We start from the raw sequence: 15791 nt of genomic DNA on the forward strand, positions 1-15791 counted from the left end.
CGGAGGAGCCGCACGTTAATGGAGGGCCGGAGGGCGGGTCAATACCTCCATCGGCGCTGATCCGGGGCGCGACGCGCCGATGCGGCGCGCGTCTCGCACCCGCGCAGCGTCATCCGTCCTCGGCCGTCTCGCCGTCGCTCGGCGCCGTCGCGTCGCTGCGCGTCTCCGGCGCGCCGACGCCGAACAGCGTCGCGCGCCGGATCGCGAGCCACAGATCGCGCCTGCCCTCTCCGGTGATCGACGAGAAGCCGACCGCGCGGCGGAGCGCGCCTTCCGCGGTCCGCGGGGCCGCGGAGGCGAGCTGATCCAGCGCGCGCCGGATCGATGAGCGGGGCACCTTGTCGACCTTCGTCGCGACGAGGAGCAGCTCCACGGGCCGTCGGGCGACGTCGCGCGACGCCTCGATGAAGCGGATGAGCTCGAGATCGTCCTCCTCGAGGCCCCTGCGCGCGTCGACGAGGAGCAGCACCGCGGCGAGCGTGACGCGGCCGCGCAGGTACGCCTCGATCAGCGACGCCCACGCCGCCTTCTCGGCCTTCGAGCGGTGGGTGAAGCCGTACCCCGGCAGATCCACGAGATGGAACACCGCGCCGTCGCGCGCGCGGGCCTCGTAGAAGTTGATCTGCCGCGTCGAGCCCGGGTTCGAGCTCGTCCGGACGAGCCCCTTGCGCTCGACCAGCGTGTTGATGAGGCTCGACTTGCCGACGTTCGAGCGCCCCGCGAACGCCACCTCCGCGCTGGCGGGCGAAGGGAGCGACGAGAGCGTGCCCGCGCCGGCGACGAACGAGGAGTCGACGATCTGGAACGGATCGAGCTGCCGCTCGGCCTGAGCCTTCGGAGCGGCGTGCCCCTTCGGAGCGGCCTGAGCCTTCGGAGCGGCGTGCCCCTTCGGAGCGGCGTGCCCCTTCGGAGCGGCCTGAGCCTTCGGAGCGGCTTGCGCCTTCTGTGCGCGGCGGGCGGTCACTTGGAGTGGGGCGGCTGGAATTGCGGCTTGCACTCGTCGCACTGGCAGAGCGAGCGCAGGTACCGGAAGGTGTAGATGCCCGAGTCGTGCAGGTCTCCCCACGTGAACTGGAGCGCGTAGTTGCCGACCTGCTCGATCTCGCGGAGGTTCAGGTCGCCGCCGGGCACGAAGTTGATCGTGCCGCCGTGCCCCTGGCAGTTCGCGCACGGGCAGTACCCGCGCACGATCTCGTGCGGAAGGACGCCGCGGTGCCCGTCGGCCCAGTGAATCTCCATCACCCGCGCTCCGTGCGGCGCCTTGACCTGCGTGGGTGTGATCTTCGGATCCTGCGGCATCTTACCCTTCCAGCCGACGGCAGTACCACGCCGATCCGGCGCTGCAAAGGGCGGCGACCCCGCGGCAGCCGCACGCCTGCCCCGCGCGCTCGCCTCCACGCTCCACGTTCCGCGCCAATCCGGAGATCCCTGCGATCCAGCGCCCGGCCGTCAGTCCTCGCCGCGCTCGCCGCGCTCGCCGCGCCGTCCGGACGCCCCCAGGCGCGCTCCCCTTCCCGCGGGGCGCGGCCCCTCCGGGCTACCCCGCGGCGACCGCCCGCGCCTCGACGGGGGCGAGCGTCGCCTCGACGCGCTCGAGGATCCGCACCACCGCGGCGCCCTCGTCGAGCGGCGTCAGCGGCGGCGTGCGCTCCTCGACGCAGCGGAGGAAGTGCTCGATCTCGACCGAGAGCGGCTCGCGCCACGGCACCTCGAGCTCGTGCCCGGACGGCGCGAGCGCGTCCCGCTCGGCGCGCTCGCCCGCCTCGGCGCCGCGCCCGTCCAGGAACAGGATCCGGTCGGGCGCGCGCACGTCATCGAAGACCGCGACGCGCGCGCTGCCCGCGAGCCGCAGCCGCCGCTCCTTGGTCGGGCTCGACGAGCAGAGCTCGATCTGCGCGGCGAGGCCGCTCTCGAGGCGCACCTCCACCGTGACGCGCTCGCCGCCGGGCGAGAGGCGGCCCCGCGCCTCGACGACCGGGCTCGGGTCGAGCGCCGCGAGCACCGAGAGGTCGTGCGGCCCGAGCGTCCACAGCGCCGAGGACGCCCCGCCGCCGCCGGCGCTCGCCGTGGACAGGCGCGCGGCGCTGAAGCTCACGAGCTCGCCGAGGCGCCGCTCGCGCGCGAGCGCGACGAGGTGCACCACGGAGGGGTGGTAGCGGAGCAGGTGGCCGACCATGCCGATCCGGCCGAGCGCCGCCGCGCGGGCGGCGCAGCGGTCGGCCTGGGTCGCGGACAGCGCCAGCGGCTTCTCCACGAACACGTCGACGCCGGCCTCGATCGCGCGCAGCGCGAGCTCCGCGTGGCTCGCCGCCGGCGTCGCGATGAGCACCGCGTCCACGCGCGCGGCCAGCGCCTCGTCGACCGTGCGCACGAGCCGCGCCCGCGGCGCGAGCGCGCGCGCCCGCGCCAGGCGCCCGCGATCGACGTCCGCCACCGCGACCACGCGCGCCCGCGCGTTCTCCGACAGCGCGCGCAGGAGCTTCTCCCCCCACCGACCGCAGCCCACCAGCGCGACCCGGACGCTCACGGCGCCCCCGCGGACGCGGCCGGCGTGGCGGTGAGCTCGCGCAGGATCGCCTCGCCCTCGCCGTTGCCCGGGTGGATCGAAGGGCCGTTGATGTCGACAAGGAAGTCGTAGAAGAGCGGCGGCTCCCCCTCGATCGTCGCGCGCACGCGGACGTGCTGGAGGCAGGCCGACTCGGTGGACGCGCTCCAGACGGGCGCCTTGCCCGGGTGCCGCGCGCCGATCGCCTCCGGCGCGCTCCGGCCGCTCTCCGGGCGGTACTGCTGCACGACGCCGAGCGCCGCCCTGCGGTCCGAGGCGTTGAACCTCGACTGCACCCGGAGGACCACGCCGGCGGCGACCGCGCTGGTGCCCACGAGCAGCAGCGTCCGCAGCGCCTTGCCGTAGTCCATCCGCGAGCCGTATAGCCCCGGCGCCCGGGGAGAGCCAGCCGGAGCGCCGGGCAGCGCTACCCGACGAACGATCCGAGCCCGCGGAACCTGCGGTACCGGTCGTCGACGAGCTCCTCCGGGCCGAGCGCGTCCATCGACGTGAGCGTCGCCCAGAGCGCCTTGTCGAGCAGCGCCGCCGCCTCGTCGTGATCCTGGTGCGCGCCGCCGGTCGGCTCCTCGACGATCGTGTCGACGACGCCGAGCTGCAGCAGATCCGGCGCGGTGATCTTGAGCCGCTCCGCGGCCTCGTCGGCCCGCGCCCCGTCCTTCCAGAGGATCGCCGCGCACCCCTCCGGCGAGATGACCGAGTAGCAGCTGAACTCGAGCACCAGCACCCGGTTGGCGACGCCGAGCGCCAGCGCGCCGCCCGAGCCGCCCTCGCCGATGACGGTCGCCACGATCGGCACCCCGACCCGCGCCATCGCGGCGAGCGCGGCGCCGATCGCCTCGCTCTGGCCGCGCTCCTCGGCGCCGATGCCCGGGTAGGCCCCCATCGTGTCGATGAACGTCAGGATCGGCAGCCCGAACCTGTCGGCCATCTCGTAGAGCCGGATCGCCTTCCGGTAGCCCTCGGGGTGCGGCATCCCGAAGTTGCGCTTCACGTTCTCCTTCGCGCCGCGCCCCTTCTGGTGGCCCACCACGACGACGCTCCGCCCGTGGTAGGTCGCGAGCCCGCCCACGATCGAGCAGTCGTCGGCGAAGCGCCGATCGCCCTTCAGCTCGACCCAGTCGGTGAACAGCCGCTTGATGTAATCGAGCGTGTACGGCCGGTTTGCGTGCCGCGAGAGCAGCACCTTCTGCATCGGCGTGAGGCCCGCGAAGATCTCGCGCGCCAGCCGGCCCGTGTTGTCCTCGAGCTGCGCGAGCTCCGGCTCGAACCGCGGGTCGGCCGCGGCGAGCGCGCGCAGCTCCCGCACCTTCTCGATGAGCTCAGCGACAGGTCTCTCAAAAGGTAGAATGGAAGCAGCCACGGGCCGGACCCTAACGCTGCAGCGGGCGGACGGCTACGGCGCTGTGCTGCCGCGCCGCATCGCCCCGATGACGCGGCGGACGCGCGCCCCTCGGCCGAAGCGCCGCGTCATCGCCGTCATTCCTGCGCGGCGTTCGTCGGCTCGGGGTTGAGGAAGGCGTTCGCCGGGACCTGCGCCATCGGCCGGCTCCGGATCACGTTGTAGATCGGGATCGGCCTGTCCTTGCCCTTCACCCGGGCGGGCTGGAGCTCCTCGGTCTCGAACCTGCCCCCGAGCTGCGCGTACGTCGTGTCGCTGATGACGATCTGCCCGGCCAGCGCGATGGAGCAGAGCCGCGCCGACGTGTTCGCCACGTCGCCGATCACCGTGTAGCTGAGCGCCTTCGAGCTCCCGATGTACCCGGCGACGAGCGGCCCGGTGTGGATCCCGATGCCGACAGCGAGCGGCGGCTCGCCCTTCTCCAGCCGCTCGCGGTTGAACTCGCCGAGCACCTCGCCCATCTTCAGCGCGCACTCCACGCTGCGGACCGCATCGTCCCGGTGGGCGACCGGCGCGCCCCAGAGCGCCATGATCCCGTCGCCCATGAACTTGTCGAGCGTGCCCTCGAACTGGAAGATCGTGTCGACCATCCGCTCGAAGTACTCGTTCAACATCACGACGAGCTCCTCGGGCCGCTTGCTCTCGGCCATGCGCGTGAAGCCGCGGATGTCGCTGTTGAAGACGGTGCACTCCTCGACGTGCTGGCCGCCCTGCTTCACCGCGAGCTGGCCGCTCAGGACGCGCTCGGCGATGTTCGGCGAGAGCAGCCGGCGGAGCTGCTCCCGCGTGACGATCTCGTTCTCGATCTTCTTCCCGAGGATGTTGATCTCGATGAACATCGCCGCCTGGTAGGCGATCGCCGTCACGAGCTCGAGGTCCTTGGGCTGGAACTGCGCGAGGGTCTCCGAGTCGAGCCAGAGCACCCCGAGCACCTCGTTGTTGTGCTGCAGCGGCGCCACGAGCGGGGCGACGATCGCCGAGCTGATCCGGTTCAGGATCATGCTCTTGCCCTTCGACGCCGCGAAATCCATCGCCGCGTCGTGGGTCAGCACCGCGGCGCGCTCGTGCACGACGTGGTTCAGGATCGTCGAGGACACGCTGATCGGCGCCGTCGTCCCGTCGCGCCGCTGCATCGCCTGCGGCGTGAGCTCGCCGCCCTCGTTGCGCAGGAAGATCACCCCGCGGTCGGCGCGGATGAACTTGAAGACGCTCGTCAGGATCTTCTCGAGCAGCTTGGTCGTGTCGCGCTCGGCGGCGATCTCGCGGGACAGCTCGTGCGACAGGCGCAGCCGCTCGTAGTCCGCGCGGAGCTGGTTCATGTCGTTCGCGATCCGGTCGAACGCCAGGAACCCCTTGTCGACCGCGGCGATCTGCGTCCCGATCTGCCGGGCCTGATCGTTCACGTCGATGCGCGTGCCCTGCGCGACGTACGATCCGCCGTGCGCCCCCGAGCGCCCCGGCAGCGGCGCCGTCCCGCCCGGCCCCGGGAGCGGCGGCGGGGGCGGCGGCGGCGCGTACGCCGGCGGCCGCGTCACCGGCGGCGCCGCCGGCGTGCCCGCGAGCGGCGCCGGCTGCTGCTGCTGCGGACGCGCGTACTGTGGCGGAGGCGGCGCCGCATAGCCGCCCTCCCGCTGCGGATGCCCGTACCCGGCCGGCTGCGCGGGCATTCCGCCCTGGTGGTTCACCCCGGGAGGCCAGCCCTGGACCATCGGCTGGGCGACGGCGGCGCCCGGATCGTCGAACCGACCGCGCGTGGACCCGAGGGCGATCTCGTCCCCGTGCTTGAGCGGCGCTTCGCCCCGGACACGCTCGCTGTTGATGAACGTCCCGTTCAGGCTCCCGAGATCGCGCAGGACGAAGTGATCGCCCCGCTGCTCGATGATGCAGTGCTCCTTCGAGACGATCTTGTCGAGGAGCTGGATGGAGTTGTTCGGGTGGCGCCCCAGCGAGTTCACGGGCCGCAGCTCGATCGCCTGCTGGCCCTCGGCGGTCTGCAGGATGAGGCGGGCCATCGGTTCTGGGAGATTACCCAGCCGGGCACGGACCGACAATCTTTCCGGCCCGGCTTCCGGGGCCGAGCGGGATGAGCGCAGGCGAGCCGGGGCGGAGAGGCCGCGCCACCCCGCGCACACGGAGCGCGGGACACCGCCCGGAGCGAACGGTCGGGTCGGCCCGCCTGAACAGCGGACCTCGCCATAACTGATCATATGATCAGTATTTCGTCCATAGTCCATCTGGACGTGGCGCGTGGAACTGCTATGCGCCCACACCCCGCCGCGTTAGTCGGCCGCATGGATTCCGCGTACCTCCTCGCCATCGATCAGGGCACGACCGGCACGACATCCCTCCTCATGGACACGGCGGGCGCGACGCTGGGCCGCGCGACGCGCGAGTTTCGCCAGCATTTCCCGGAGCCCGGGCTCGTCGAGCACGATCCGGAGGAGATCTGGCAGAGCGTTCAGGACGCCGTGGGCGAGACGCTCAGGGCGGCGGGCGTGGCTGGCAGCGCGATCAAGGCCATCGGCATCACGAACCAGCGCGAGACGACGCTCGTCTGGGAGCGCGCGACGGGCCGCCCGATCCACCGCGCGATCGTGTGGCAGGATCGCCGCACGGCGGCGCGCTGCGCCGAGCTCCGCGCCGCGGGCCACGAGCAGGCGGTCGAAGAGACGACCGGCCTCGTGCTCGATCCGTACTTCAGCGGCACGAAGCTCGCGTGGATCCTCGACAACGTGCCGGGCGCGCGCGCGCGCGCCGAGCGCGGCGAGCTGTGCTTCGGGACCGTCGACAGCTTCCTCGTCTGGCGCCTGTCGGGCGACGTCGCGGGCGGCTCGCCGGTGCACGCGACCGACGTCACCAACGCGTCGCGCACCCTGCTCATGAGCCTCGAGTCGCTGCGCTGGGACGACGCGATGCTCGCGATGCTCCAGATCCCGCGCCCGCTCCTGCCGGAGATCGTCGGATCGGCGGGGCGCATCGCGGCGACTCGCGGCTTCCCTCACCTGCCCGACGGCGTCCCGATCGCGGGCATCGCCGGCGACCAGCAGGCGGCGCTCTTCGGCCAGGCCTGCTTCGCGACGGGCGACGCCAAGTGCACCTATGGCACCGGGGCGTTCGTGCTGGCCAACATCGGCGATCGCCCGCTCCGGAGCCGCTTCGGCCTGCTCACCTCCGTGGGCTGGAAGATCGGCGCCGAGGTGGTCTTTGCGCTCGAGGGGAGCGCCTTTATCGCGGGCGCCGCGGTGCAGTGGCTCCGTGACGGCCTCGGCCTCATCGAGAGCGCGGCGGAGATCGAGGCGCTCGCCCGCGCCGTGCCCTCCAGCGAGGGCGTCACGTTCGTCCCGGCGCTCTCCGGGCTCGGCGCGCCCTACTGGGACCCGGACGCCCGCGGGATCATCTCCGGCGTCACGCGCGGCACGACCGCGGCGCACCTCGCCCGCGCGACGCTCGAGGGAATCGCGCTCTCCGTGACGGATCTCGTCCAGGCCATGGCCGACGACCTGGGCCACCCGCTGCGCCGGATGCGCGTGGACGGCGGCGCCGCCGCGAACGACCTGCTCATGCAGTTCCAGGCGGACGTGGCGAACGTCGCTATCGAGCGCCCCACCGACCTGGAGACGACGGCGCGCGGCGCCGCAATGCTCGCCGGCGTGGGGGCCGGCCTCTTCCGCACGAAGGAGGACTCGGCCCGCATGTCCCGTGTCGGGCAGAGCTTCCAGGTCGCGATGAGCGAAGCGGATCGATCCGCCCACCTCCGCCGCTGGGCCGATGCCGTCGCCCGCGCGCGGTCGCAGCGTTCCTGAGCACTCGGCGTTCTTCGACCTTGCACCTTTCTTCGACGATTCCCCCGAATTTCCACGCTGATTTCCGCTTGAACCAGGTCTTCCGAAGCTCTCTCCCGAGCCGTCATCGCGCCGCGGCTCGGCGGCCGAACGGGCTTCCGGATCAAGGAATCAACCCTAGGTTGCGAGAGTTAGGCCCAGAAGCCCCCAACCAGCGTAGAGTGCTATGACGACGGCGCATTTCCGTTCAAACTTGGTGCACTTGAACCGAGGCGCGCGGCCAGCCCACCGCCGCCTCGCTGCTTTCGATGGAGACGAGGAGGACATGCCGACTACCGAGAATGCTTCAGCCGGCGGGACGGCCGTTCGCGACATCCCGATCGACTGGGAGGCGCTGGAGGACGCCTTCGAGAACAACGCCCCAGAGGTGCACTCGTACCTGCACCTCGGCACGGGCGACGTGCTGCGGGTCGTCGACGGCGTGGCCGATCCGCAGATGCACGCGCGCATCGCGGCCGATGCCAACTACCTCCGGATCGATCCCGTGAGCTCGCGCGAGCAGTACCGCTGGATGGAGCGCTACATCCCGATGGTGGAAGACATGGAGCTCCAGGCGAAGCTCAGCCAGGCCATCGACGGCAAGGGCGCGTTCCGTCGCTTCAAGGATGTCTTGATGTCCTACGGTCCGGAGCGGGAGCGCTGGTTCGCCTTCCGGAGCGAGCGGCTGCGGATCTTCATGGAGGCGTGGCTGAGCGCGCACGCGCTGAACCCGGTCCCCCGTCCGCTCTGGGTACCAGAGGTGCCGGCCCGCCCGGAGGCCGCCCCCGTCGCCCCTGCGGCCGAGGCGCCCGTGCGCGAGCGCGAGCGCGAGGAGGTGCGGGAGCCCCGCCGCGGCGGCAAGAGCGTGGAGAGCCTGCGCAAGAACCTCCGCGACATCGCCGAGGCGCTCGGCCCGCGCGACCTCGACACGCTGACGGCGTTCGCGGAGTTCCTGAAGGCGCGGCGCGCGGCGCGCTCGTTCGCGCACCACTACCACGAGGCGCCGGGGCCGTCCGACGAGGACGCCGGTCCTGCCTCGCAGGAGATCGCGAGCGAGTCGCGCAGCGATACGGCGTGAGGGCGCGCTCCCGGCGCCGCGATCGCGGCGCCGGAGCGCTGGCCTGAGGGTGGGAGGAACGAACGGAGGGGAGCGGCGGAGTCGGTCGCCGCAGGGTCTAGAAGTACCAGTCGGTGCGCGCGCCGATGTAGTGGCCGACGTTCGACCCGGCGCCGGTCCTCTGGAGGTAGGCGGACAGCGCCTGCTCGCGGGCGGCGTCGTTGTAGAACGCGGCCGTGTAGATGAGCTTGAAGTGCGGACGCGCGCCGGCGCTCAGCTCGCCCGTGGGCACGAGGGTCGGGACGACGGAGACCTTCACCGCGGTCCCGAGATCCGCCACGCCGTCCTTGCGGCCCTGGAACGAGGCCTCGACGACGGGGTGGAAGTTCTTGTGCGCGAAGATCGTGGCGTTCGCCTGGACCGAGAAGTCAAACTGCTTCTCGTGCGGGCCAGCGGCGGTCGGGGTGACGCCCGCGGGCGCCTCGTACGCCGCCTTGGTGTAGTGCAGGGTGGCGAGGCCTTCGAGGGCGGCGGCGTCGCCGATCCGGAAGCCGACGTGCTCGACGGCCTCGATGGCGAAGGAGCCGGCGAAGGTGCCCTCGTCGTTCGCGGTGCCCCACGTCTGGTACGTCTTGGCGCCGCCGGCGGCGCCGTTGGCGATGCCGGTGCCGAAGCGCACGGACGTGTCGCTCCAGTTGCCCTGGCCGAGGCCGAGGTGGAGCTTCGCGCCGATGACGCCGCCGAAGTCGGCCTTGCCGTTGTCGGGCGTCGGGATGCCCGAGCCCTGCTTCGCGGCCTGGAGGACGTGCGCCTCGGCGTGGACCTTGACGTGGTGCTTGGCCTCGCCGCCGAACTCGAACTTGTAGTTGCCGGCGAAGATGGTGCGGAAGCGCTCGACGTCGATGCCCCCGTCGCCGTTGAGGTCGATGTTGTACGCCGGGGTGGTGGCGCCGAAGCCGCGATAGCCGAGGATGGCGAGGTTCAGGTTCTCGTACTTGATGCCGCCGCCCTGGCCGCTGAGGTCGTCGAGGTAGAAGTAGTCGCCGATGGGCGCGTACTGCTCGCGGAAGAAGCGCGCGCCGCCCCAGACGCTGAGGCCCGGGGTGAGGAAGTTGCCGGCCTCGATGTAGGCCTGGTTGAACTGGACGGTGATCGTCTGGCCGCCGTTCGAGGCGGGCTGCATGAACGGCCCGCCGTACTGCTTCCAGATGGCGAAGGTCATCTCGGACTTCACGAAGAAGTCGTCCGGCGTCGCGCCCTTCACCACGTGCGCGACGAACGACGGCTCGGAGTAGTCGTCCTCTTCGTAACGACCGCCGATGCCGAACCCGAGAAGGTTCATCGACGCGCCCTGGATGTTCTGCCCGTAGACAGACCACGCCATGCCGAGGCGCGAGTACCAGTGCCACTCGAAGTTCTCGCTACCCACGGCGTGGGCCGAGCGCGGCGCCGCCGTGAGGCAGATGGCCGAGGCGGCAACCAGCCCGAGGGCTCGGACTACGGTGCGCCGACCCGCGATTCGCTTGCTGGGAACCGACGACCTGTCTGTCTTAAGTGATGTCATCGAACGACGCTCCTATCCATTCTTGGGAGTGTACTTGGGGTGGTGGGACGTGGTTTGGCCAGGTGGCCAAGCGCGGCAGAGGAAGCGGCCTGTCAAGACAATCCAAGGTTGGCTCTGTGGGACAGAGCCGCCCGCTGCCACACACGCGGGGCTTGCGGGGGGCACAGTTAACAGGAACGTTCTGTTCATGTCAAAGGTCTCCGAAGCACCTACAGCAGTTTGTTGACTTCTGCGGCGCGTCATCATGAAGTGACCGAAATCACTTGGTTTCGTCGGCACTGGCGGCTCCCCGGCGCGCGCGCCACGGCGCCCTTGACGCGTCGCACCAAAACCAGCTCGCGTCGGACGACTCGCGTCGGATGAAGTGCTGCCAGAAGAATTCACGCGCGCGCCGCGCGTATTGCCGGGAGTGCGTCGAGCGCGTGGCGCTGACTGGGTGGCTGCGCTGGCGAGCCCCGGCGGCGCGCGCTTTTCTTGCCCCGGCGAGGCCGCGGTGGGCGCCGGAGTGCGCCTTGTTTCAGGATCTAGAACACGGCTTTTCGTCACGGGGCGAGGCGAGAGGCCGCCGCGGCGGCGCCTCGCTCTACCCGGGTTGAGCTCCAGGCGACCCCTCGCGCCCGCGGAGCCTCAATGACGGTCGCGGGCGCGCCCGCAGCGCCGCAGAGCGGGAAGACCCTGCGCGCGCGCGCAGGGCCGAGCGGCAGGAGGCTATCGCGTGAGAATCCTGCTCCCCGGTCCGCAAGATTACGCGACGCGTCAATAGCGCACCGCTTGACGCAGGTTCGGAGCGAGCCAGTGTCGATTGCAGTGCACGTGGGTGGACGCGATCGTGTCCAGGTACGGCGTTACGCGGTCGGCTCGGGTTGCATCATGTTCTCGCCGCGGCCGGGCGGCGTCGCTCGGGGGACAGGCACGGTCCCGAGCGCGCGAGGCGCAGTGAGGCGGATCGATGTTCGGGAGAGCCGGGCCGCGCTGAGCCCTCAGCACTCTTCCGCGACGGCGCCGATCACCCCGTCGAAGAACTCGACGACGCCGATGCCGTCGATCATGCGGTTCCAACCGATCTCGTCGAAGGGCTCTGGCAGCCCGTGGTTCGTCAGCAGGACGCCGAACAGCTCGCGCGCCGGGTCGATCCACATGAACGTGCCGGCGCCGCCCGCCTTGCCGAACGACCCGGGCGACAGGCGCGTTCCACCGTTCGAGAAGCGCGGGGTCCAGAGCTCCCAGCCGAGCCCCTTCGGCGCGAGCAGGAGGTTGTTGAGCGGCGAGGTGTCCGTCGCCGCGGCGGTGACCTGGGGAGTCTGGTTCCGCGTCATCCTGTCGACGGAGTGCGGCGTGAGCACCCGGACGGCGCCGTAGCTGCCGAGGCCCAGGATCATCTGGCAGAAGATCGCGACGTCCATGGCCGTCGAGAACACGCCGTCGCAGCCCGTCATCCCGCCGAGCGCGAAGTCCTGCTCGTCCTGCACCTCGCCGCGCACGAGGCGGCCGCGGCGGCTCGAGTACCCGGTCGCCGCGACGCGCGGCGCGAGCGCCGCCGGCGGGTTGAACATCGTGTCGTGCATGCCGAGCGGGCCCCAGATGTGGGCGCGCGCGAAGGTGCTCAGGTCCGCGCCGGAGACGATCTCGACCAGCCGGCCCAGCAGGCGGTAGGTGAGATCGCTGTAGAGGACAGAGGAGCCCGGCGTGTACTCGAGCGGCGTCTCGGCCATGGCGCGCCAGACCGTCTTGGCGTTGGGCTCGTCGAGGAGCTGGTTGTCGACGGGCAGGCCGGCCGAGTACCGGAGCATGTCGAGGACGGTGACGCCCGACTTCCCGTTCGCGCCGAAGAACGGCAGGTACGCAGCCACCTTGTCGGAGAGCAGGAGCTTCCCCTGCTGGTTGAGCACCAGGACCGCCGTCGCCGTGGCCAGCACCTTCGTGAGGGACAGGACGTCGAACATCGTGTCGAGCGTGACCGGCTCGGTCGAGCCGGCGACCTTGTTGCCGAAGGCCCGGTGACCCACGATGACGCCCCGCCGCGCGATGAGCGCGGTCGCGCCCGGGAAGAGGCCGTCGTTCACGCGGCGCTGCACGCGCGCGAAGACGTCCTCGATGCGCTCCGAGCTCATGCCCACCACCTCTGGCAAGCCGGAGGCGAGCACGGTCGTCGTCGTCGCGCGCGCGGACGAGCTGCCGAGCACCGCAGGCGCGATCGCGGTGAGCGTCGCGATGCCGCCGAGTCCCCGCAACAGATGCCTGCGATGAAAAGGACGATCTCCGGTATCCATGTGAAACAACTCCTTGCGAGGTCCTGTCACGATGCCTGTCGCCATGCGCCGTCCCGGAGACCTCTCCAGCGACGCTGACGAGGGGCGCGCGCGTCGATGCGACGATGACCGCGCGCCGGGGCCGCTCGCGCGGAGTCAGCGGCGGCCGTGATCGGCCCGGCGCCCGGTGTCCTCGACGCCGCGCGCGACATCGCTCGGCACCCCGCGCGCCGCAGCCCGCCGGCCGGGCGCCACAGCGCCTTACAGCGGCTCACGAGCGGCGCCCGCCCGCGGTCCCGTGCTCTATCCCATGGCTCCTGGAACGCGCCCTCCAACGCCGATCGCCGGGATGTAACCCCGACGAATACCCCTACGGATACGGCGCACTGGACCCCCATCCCGCGCGGCCAGCACGGGAGCGCCCGCGCTCCAAGCTGCCTGAGCGAACACCAGGCAACGAAGCAGTATTGCCCGGGTGTTCTTCGAGTTCAAGAGTCAGAATTCACCCACGTTATCGGCCTCTGCCGCATCTGCCTGTCGTGGGTTATCGTGGCGGGTCGGCGCTATCGTGCCTTGTAAGTGGCTGGCGACCGGCGAGCGGCGACCCGTGAAGAGCGACCCATGGCCGCCTCGTCGCGCGCCGCGTCGACGGGTGATGGCCGTCGATCACCGCGCGCTCCCGCGCTCAGCGCGCGGACACGATGCTGAGCGAGACCCGGGCGCGCGCGTTCTGGTAATACGCGTCGAGCGCCTGGGCGAGCCGCTGCGCCACGTACCAGCGCTTCAGCGCCGGGGCGACGTCCTCGTAGCGCTGATCCTTGAACGGCGTCGCGCCGGAGCGCAGGGCGATCTTGAGCTCGAAATCGCTGGGCTCGAGCATCGGCGCGACCATGCGGTCCAGGTACAGGCTCGCGCGGGCCTGGCGGCGCAGCATCGCGTCGAGCTCGTCGGAGCTCACGCCCTCGGCCGCCGCCGCGGCGAGGAGGCGCGCGCGGCCGCGGGCGCGCTGCTCCAGGGAGATCCGTGCCGCCTCGGCCCGCTGCGCGACCTCGGTCGAGGTCGGCGCGGGCGAGATCGGCAGGCTGGCGAGCAACGTCTCCGCGATGTGCCGGTCGAGCGCAGCGCGGATGTGCCGATCGCGGTACAGCCCGGGCTCCGCGTCGGGGTCGGCGAGCGCCTCGATGCGCGCCTCGAAGGCGAGCTCCCGCTCGAAGATGAACTGAGGGCGGCGCACGCCGCCGGTCTCGGGCGCATGCCAGCGCACGACGACGCGGTCGAGCGCCACGGGCGCCGAGGCCGGCGCCGGCGGCGCGACCGGAGCCTCCTGGGCGCGGGCGCCGCGGGTCAGCGACGCGAGCGCGAGCAGCGCGGTCAGCGTCGTGGAGATCCCGAGGCGGCGCACGCGAGCAGGCTACCGCAAGAGCATCGCGCCTCCCAGGCGCAACGACAGCTCGCGGATCGCCCGGGCGAGGCGGTAAGATGGGGACCATGTACAGGCAGTTCGCGCTGGAGGGCGAGGTCCACGCCGTGCTCGACTGCGTGCCGCTCGCGGTGCGGCGGAAGCTGGACCTCGCGGAGCTCAAGATCTCGCTCGCGGGGTGGCAGACGCTGTCGCGCGCGGAGCGGCTCGCGCTGTGCCACCTGCCGGTGGATACGGACGAGGACGTCGCGGTCTACGCGGAGGTGCTCCGCGGCTTCGCGGCCCGCGCCGGGGTCGCCCTCACCCCCCTCGCGGACGCGCCGGTGCGCCGCGCCGCGTGGGAGAAGGACGCCGTGATCGCGCGGCTGCGCGACCGGCTCGGCCCGGACGGCGCGCTCGACGAGGCCGCGCTCGGCCGGCTGGCGAAGCTGACGGAGGAGGAGCGCTACGCGCTCGTCAAGCTTGCGGATCCGAAGCGCGGGCCCGAGAAGCTGCGCGCGTTGCTCGGCGAGCTCGGGCTATCCCGGGACGCTGGCGGCGCGAGCCCGCCCGGCTGACCTGCCCAGCGGGCGCGAGTCCGCCCGGCCGATGCATCGGGCGGCGCTCCTCTATCTATCGCCGCTCGCCGCTCGCTCCCATGCCCGCCGCGCCGTCCCTCCGCCGTGTCACCGCCGCCGTCGCGGCGCTCGCCGCGGCGTCGCTGCTCCTCCCCGCCCGCGGCGAGGAGCCGCCGGGCGGCGCGGAGCGCGCGGCGGTCCGCGTGGGCCTCGTGTTCGACGTGGGCGGGCGCGGGGACAGGAGTTTTAACGACGCGGCCGACCTCGGGCTCGCCCGCGCCGCGCGCGAGCTCGGCGTGACGACCGAGGTGCTCGAGCCGAGCGGCGCGGAGGACCGCGAGGCGGCGATGCGGCTCTTCGCGGCGCGCGGCTTCGACCTGGTGATCGGCGTGGGCTTCATCTTCTCGACCGACATGGAGGTCGTCGCGCGCGCGTTCCCGGCCGTCCGCTTCGCGTGCCTCGATCACGCGCCGACGCCGGGCCGCGCCGTGCCGGAGAACCTCGCCGGCCTCACCTTTCGCGAGGAGGAAGGGGCCTTCCTGGTCGGCGCCGTCGCCGGGCTCACGACGGCGACGGGGCGCGTCGGCTTCATCGGCGGCATGGACATGCCGCTCGTCCACAGGTTCGAGGCGGGCTACCGCGCGGGCGTGCGCGAGGTCTGCCCCGCGTGCGAGGTCAGCGTCGCCTACGCCGGGATGACGCCGGACGCCTTCCGCGATCCGGTGAAGGGCAAGGCGCTCGCGGTGAGCCAGGCCGCGGCGGGCGCCGACGTCCTCTTCCACGTCTCCGGCGCGACGGGCCACGGCGTGTTCGAGGCGGCGCGCGACATGGGCGTCAAGGCGATCGGCGTCGACCGCGACCAGCACGACGAGATGCCGGGGACGGTGCTCACCAGCATGATCAAGCGCGCCGACGTGGCGGTCTTCGAGGTGATCCGCGCGCTCGTCGAGGGGCGCTTCGAGGGCGGGCTGTCGTCGTTCGGCCTGGCCGAGGGCGGCGTCGGTTATGTGAACGAGGGCCCGCACGCGGCCGGGATCCCCGCCGGGGCGAGCGCGCGCGTCGACGCGCTCGCGGCGCGGATCGCGCGGGGCGAGCTCGAGGTCCCGTCGCGCTGACGCGCCGCCGCGTCGATCTCCGCGCGGCGGAGCGTCCACGCGG

Annotated in this window: 13 protein-coding genes; 4 read left to right on the forward strand and 9 right to left on the reverse strand. The window is 72.1% G+C overall.

What is annotated here, in order from left to right:
- Positions 1–109: 109 nt before the first annotated feature.
- The 6 genes from yihA to WME76_RS36060 all read right to left on the reverse strand — a co-directional run bounded on the left by yihA (position 110) and on the right by WME76_RS36060 (position 5977).
- Positions 110–964 (reverse strand): ribosome biogenesis GTP-binding protein YihA/YsxC, encoded by an 855-nt coding sequence (gene yihA / locus WME76_RS36035; RefSeq protein WP_437956716.1) that lies wholly within the window; start codon positions 962–964, stop codon positions 110–112.
- Positions 961–1299 (reverse strand): gamma-butyrobetaine hydroxylase-like domain-containing protein, encoded by a 339-nt coding sequence (locus WME76_RS36040; protein ID WP_437956717.1) that lies wholly within the window; start codon positions 1297–1299, stop codon positions 961–963. The genes yihA and WME76_RS36040 overlap by 4 nt, the downstream gene beginning before the upstream one ends.
- Before the next feature lie 238 nt (positions 1300–1537).
- Positions 1538–2527: a Gfo/Idh/MocA family protein gene (locus WME76_RS36045; protein ID WP_437956718.1), complete on the reverse strand. Its 990-nt coding sequence runs from the start codon at positions 2525–2527 to the stop codon at positions 1538–1540.
- Positions 2524–2916, reverse strand: a complete 393-nt coding sequence (locus tag WME76_RS36050) for a hypothetical protein (protein WP_437956719.1) — start codon at positions 2914–2916, stop codon at positions 2524–2526. The genes WME76_RS36045 and WME76_RS36050 overlap by 4 nt, the downstream gene beginning before the upstream one ends.
- A 56-nt stretch (positions 2917–2972) precedes the next feature.
- Positions 2973–3926, reverse strand: a complete 954-nt coding sequence (locus WME76_RS36055; RefSeq protein ID WP_437956720.1) for an acetyl-CoA carboxylase carboxyltransferase subunit alpha — start codon at positions 3924–3926, stop codon at positions 2973–2975.
- Between the two features lie 116 nt (positions 3927–4042).
- Complete coding sequence (locus tag WME76_RS36060) at positions 4043–5977, reverse strand: adenylate/guanylate cyclase domain-containing protein (RefSeq protein ID WP_437956721.1); 1935 nt, start codon at positions 5975–5977, stop codon at positions 4043–4045.
- Positions 5978–6256: 279 nt separating this feature from the next.
- On the opposite strand from WME76_RS36060, the gene glpK reads away from it, so the two are divergent.
- Positions 6257–7768 (forward strand): glycerol kinase GlpK, encoded by a 1512-nt coding sequence (gene glpK / locus WME76_RS36065; protein WP_437956722.1) that lies wholly within the window; start codon positions 6257–6259, stop codon positions 7766–7768.
- A 304-nt stretch (positions 7769–8072) separates the two neighbouring features.
- Positions 8073–8864, forward strand: a complete 792-nt coding sequence (locus WME76_RS36070) for a UPF0158 family protein (protein WP_437956723.1) — start codon at positions 8073–8075, stop codon at positions 8862–8864.
- A 97-nt stretch (positions 8865–8961) separates the two neighbouring features.
- Here the strand turns inward: WME76_RS36070 and WME76_RS36075 are convergent, their stop codons facing one another.
- From WME76_RS36075 to WME76_RS36085, 3 genes are all read right to left on the reverse strand, one after another.
- Entirely contained in the window at positions 8962–10272 is a 1311-nt protein-coding gene (locus tag WME76_RS36075; RefSeq protein WP_437956724.1) for a carbohydrate porin, read from the reverse strand.
- Between the two features lie 1115 nt (positions 10273–11387).
- Entirely contained in the window at positions 11388–12638 is a 1251-nt protein-coding gene (locus WME76_RS36080) for a serine hydrolase domain-containing protein (protein ID WP_437956725.1), read from the reverse strand.
- A 703-nt stretch (positions 12639–13341) separates the two neighbouring features.
- On the reverse strand, positions 13342–14058 hold the full coding sequence (locus WME76_RS36085; RefSeq protein WP_437956726.1) for a hypothetical protein: 717 nt from the start codon (positions 14056–14058) through the stop codon (positions 13342–13344).
- A gap of 86 nt (positions 14059–14144) precedes the next feature.
- Between WME76_RS36085 and WME76_RS36090 the strand changes: the two genes are divergently transcribed.
- On the forward strand, positions 14145–14633 hold the full coding sequence (locus WME76_RS36090) for a nitrate reductase associated protein (RefSeq protein WP_437956727.1): 489 nt from the start codon (positions 14145–14147) through the stop codon (positions 14631–14633).
- Positions 14634–14713: 80 nt separating this feature from the next.
- On the forward strand, positions 14714–15748 hold the full coding sequence (locus WME76_RS36095; protein WP_437956728.1) for a BMP family lipoprotein: 1035 nt from the start codon (positions 14714–14716) through the stop codon (positions 15746–15748).
- Positions 15749–15791 lie beyond the last annotated feature (43 nt).

Source organism: Sorangium sp. So ce119 (assembly GCF_051524405.1).
Classification (GTDB): Bacteria; Myxococcota_A; Polyangia; order Polyangiales; family Polyangiaceae; genus Sorangium; species Sorangium cellulosum_G.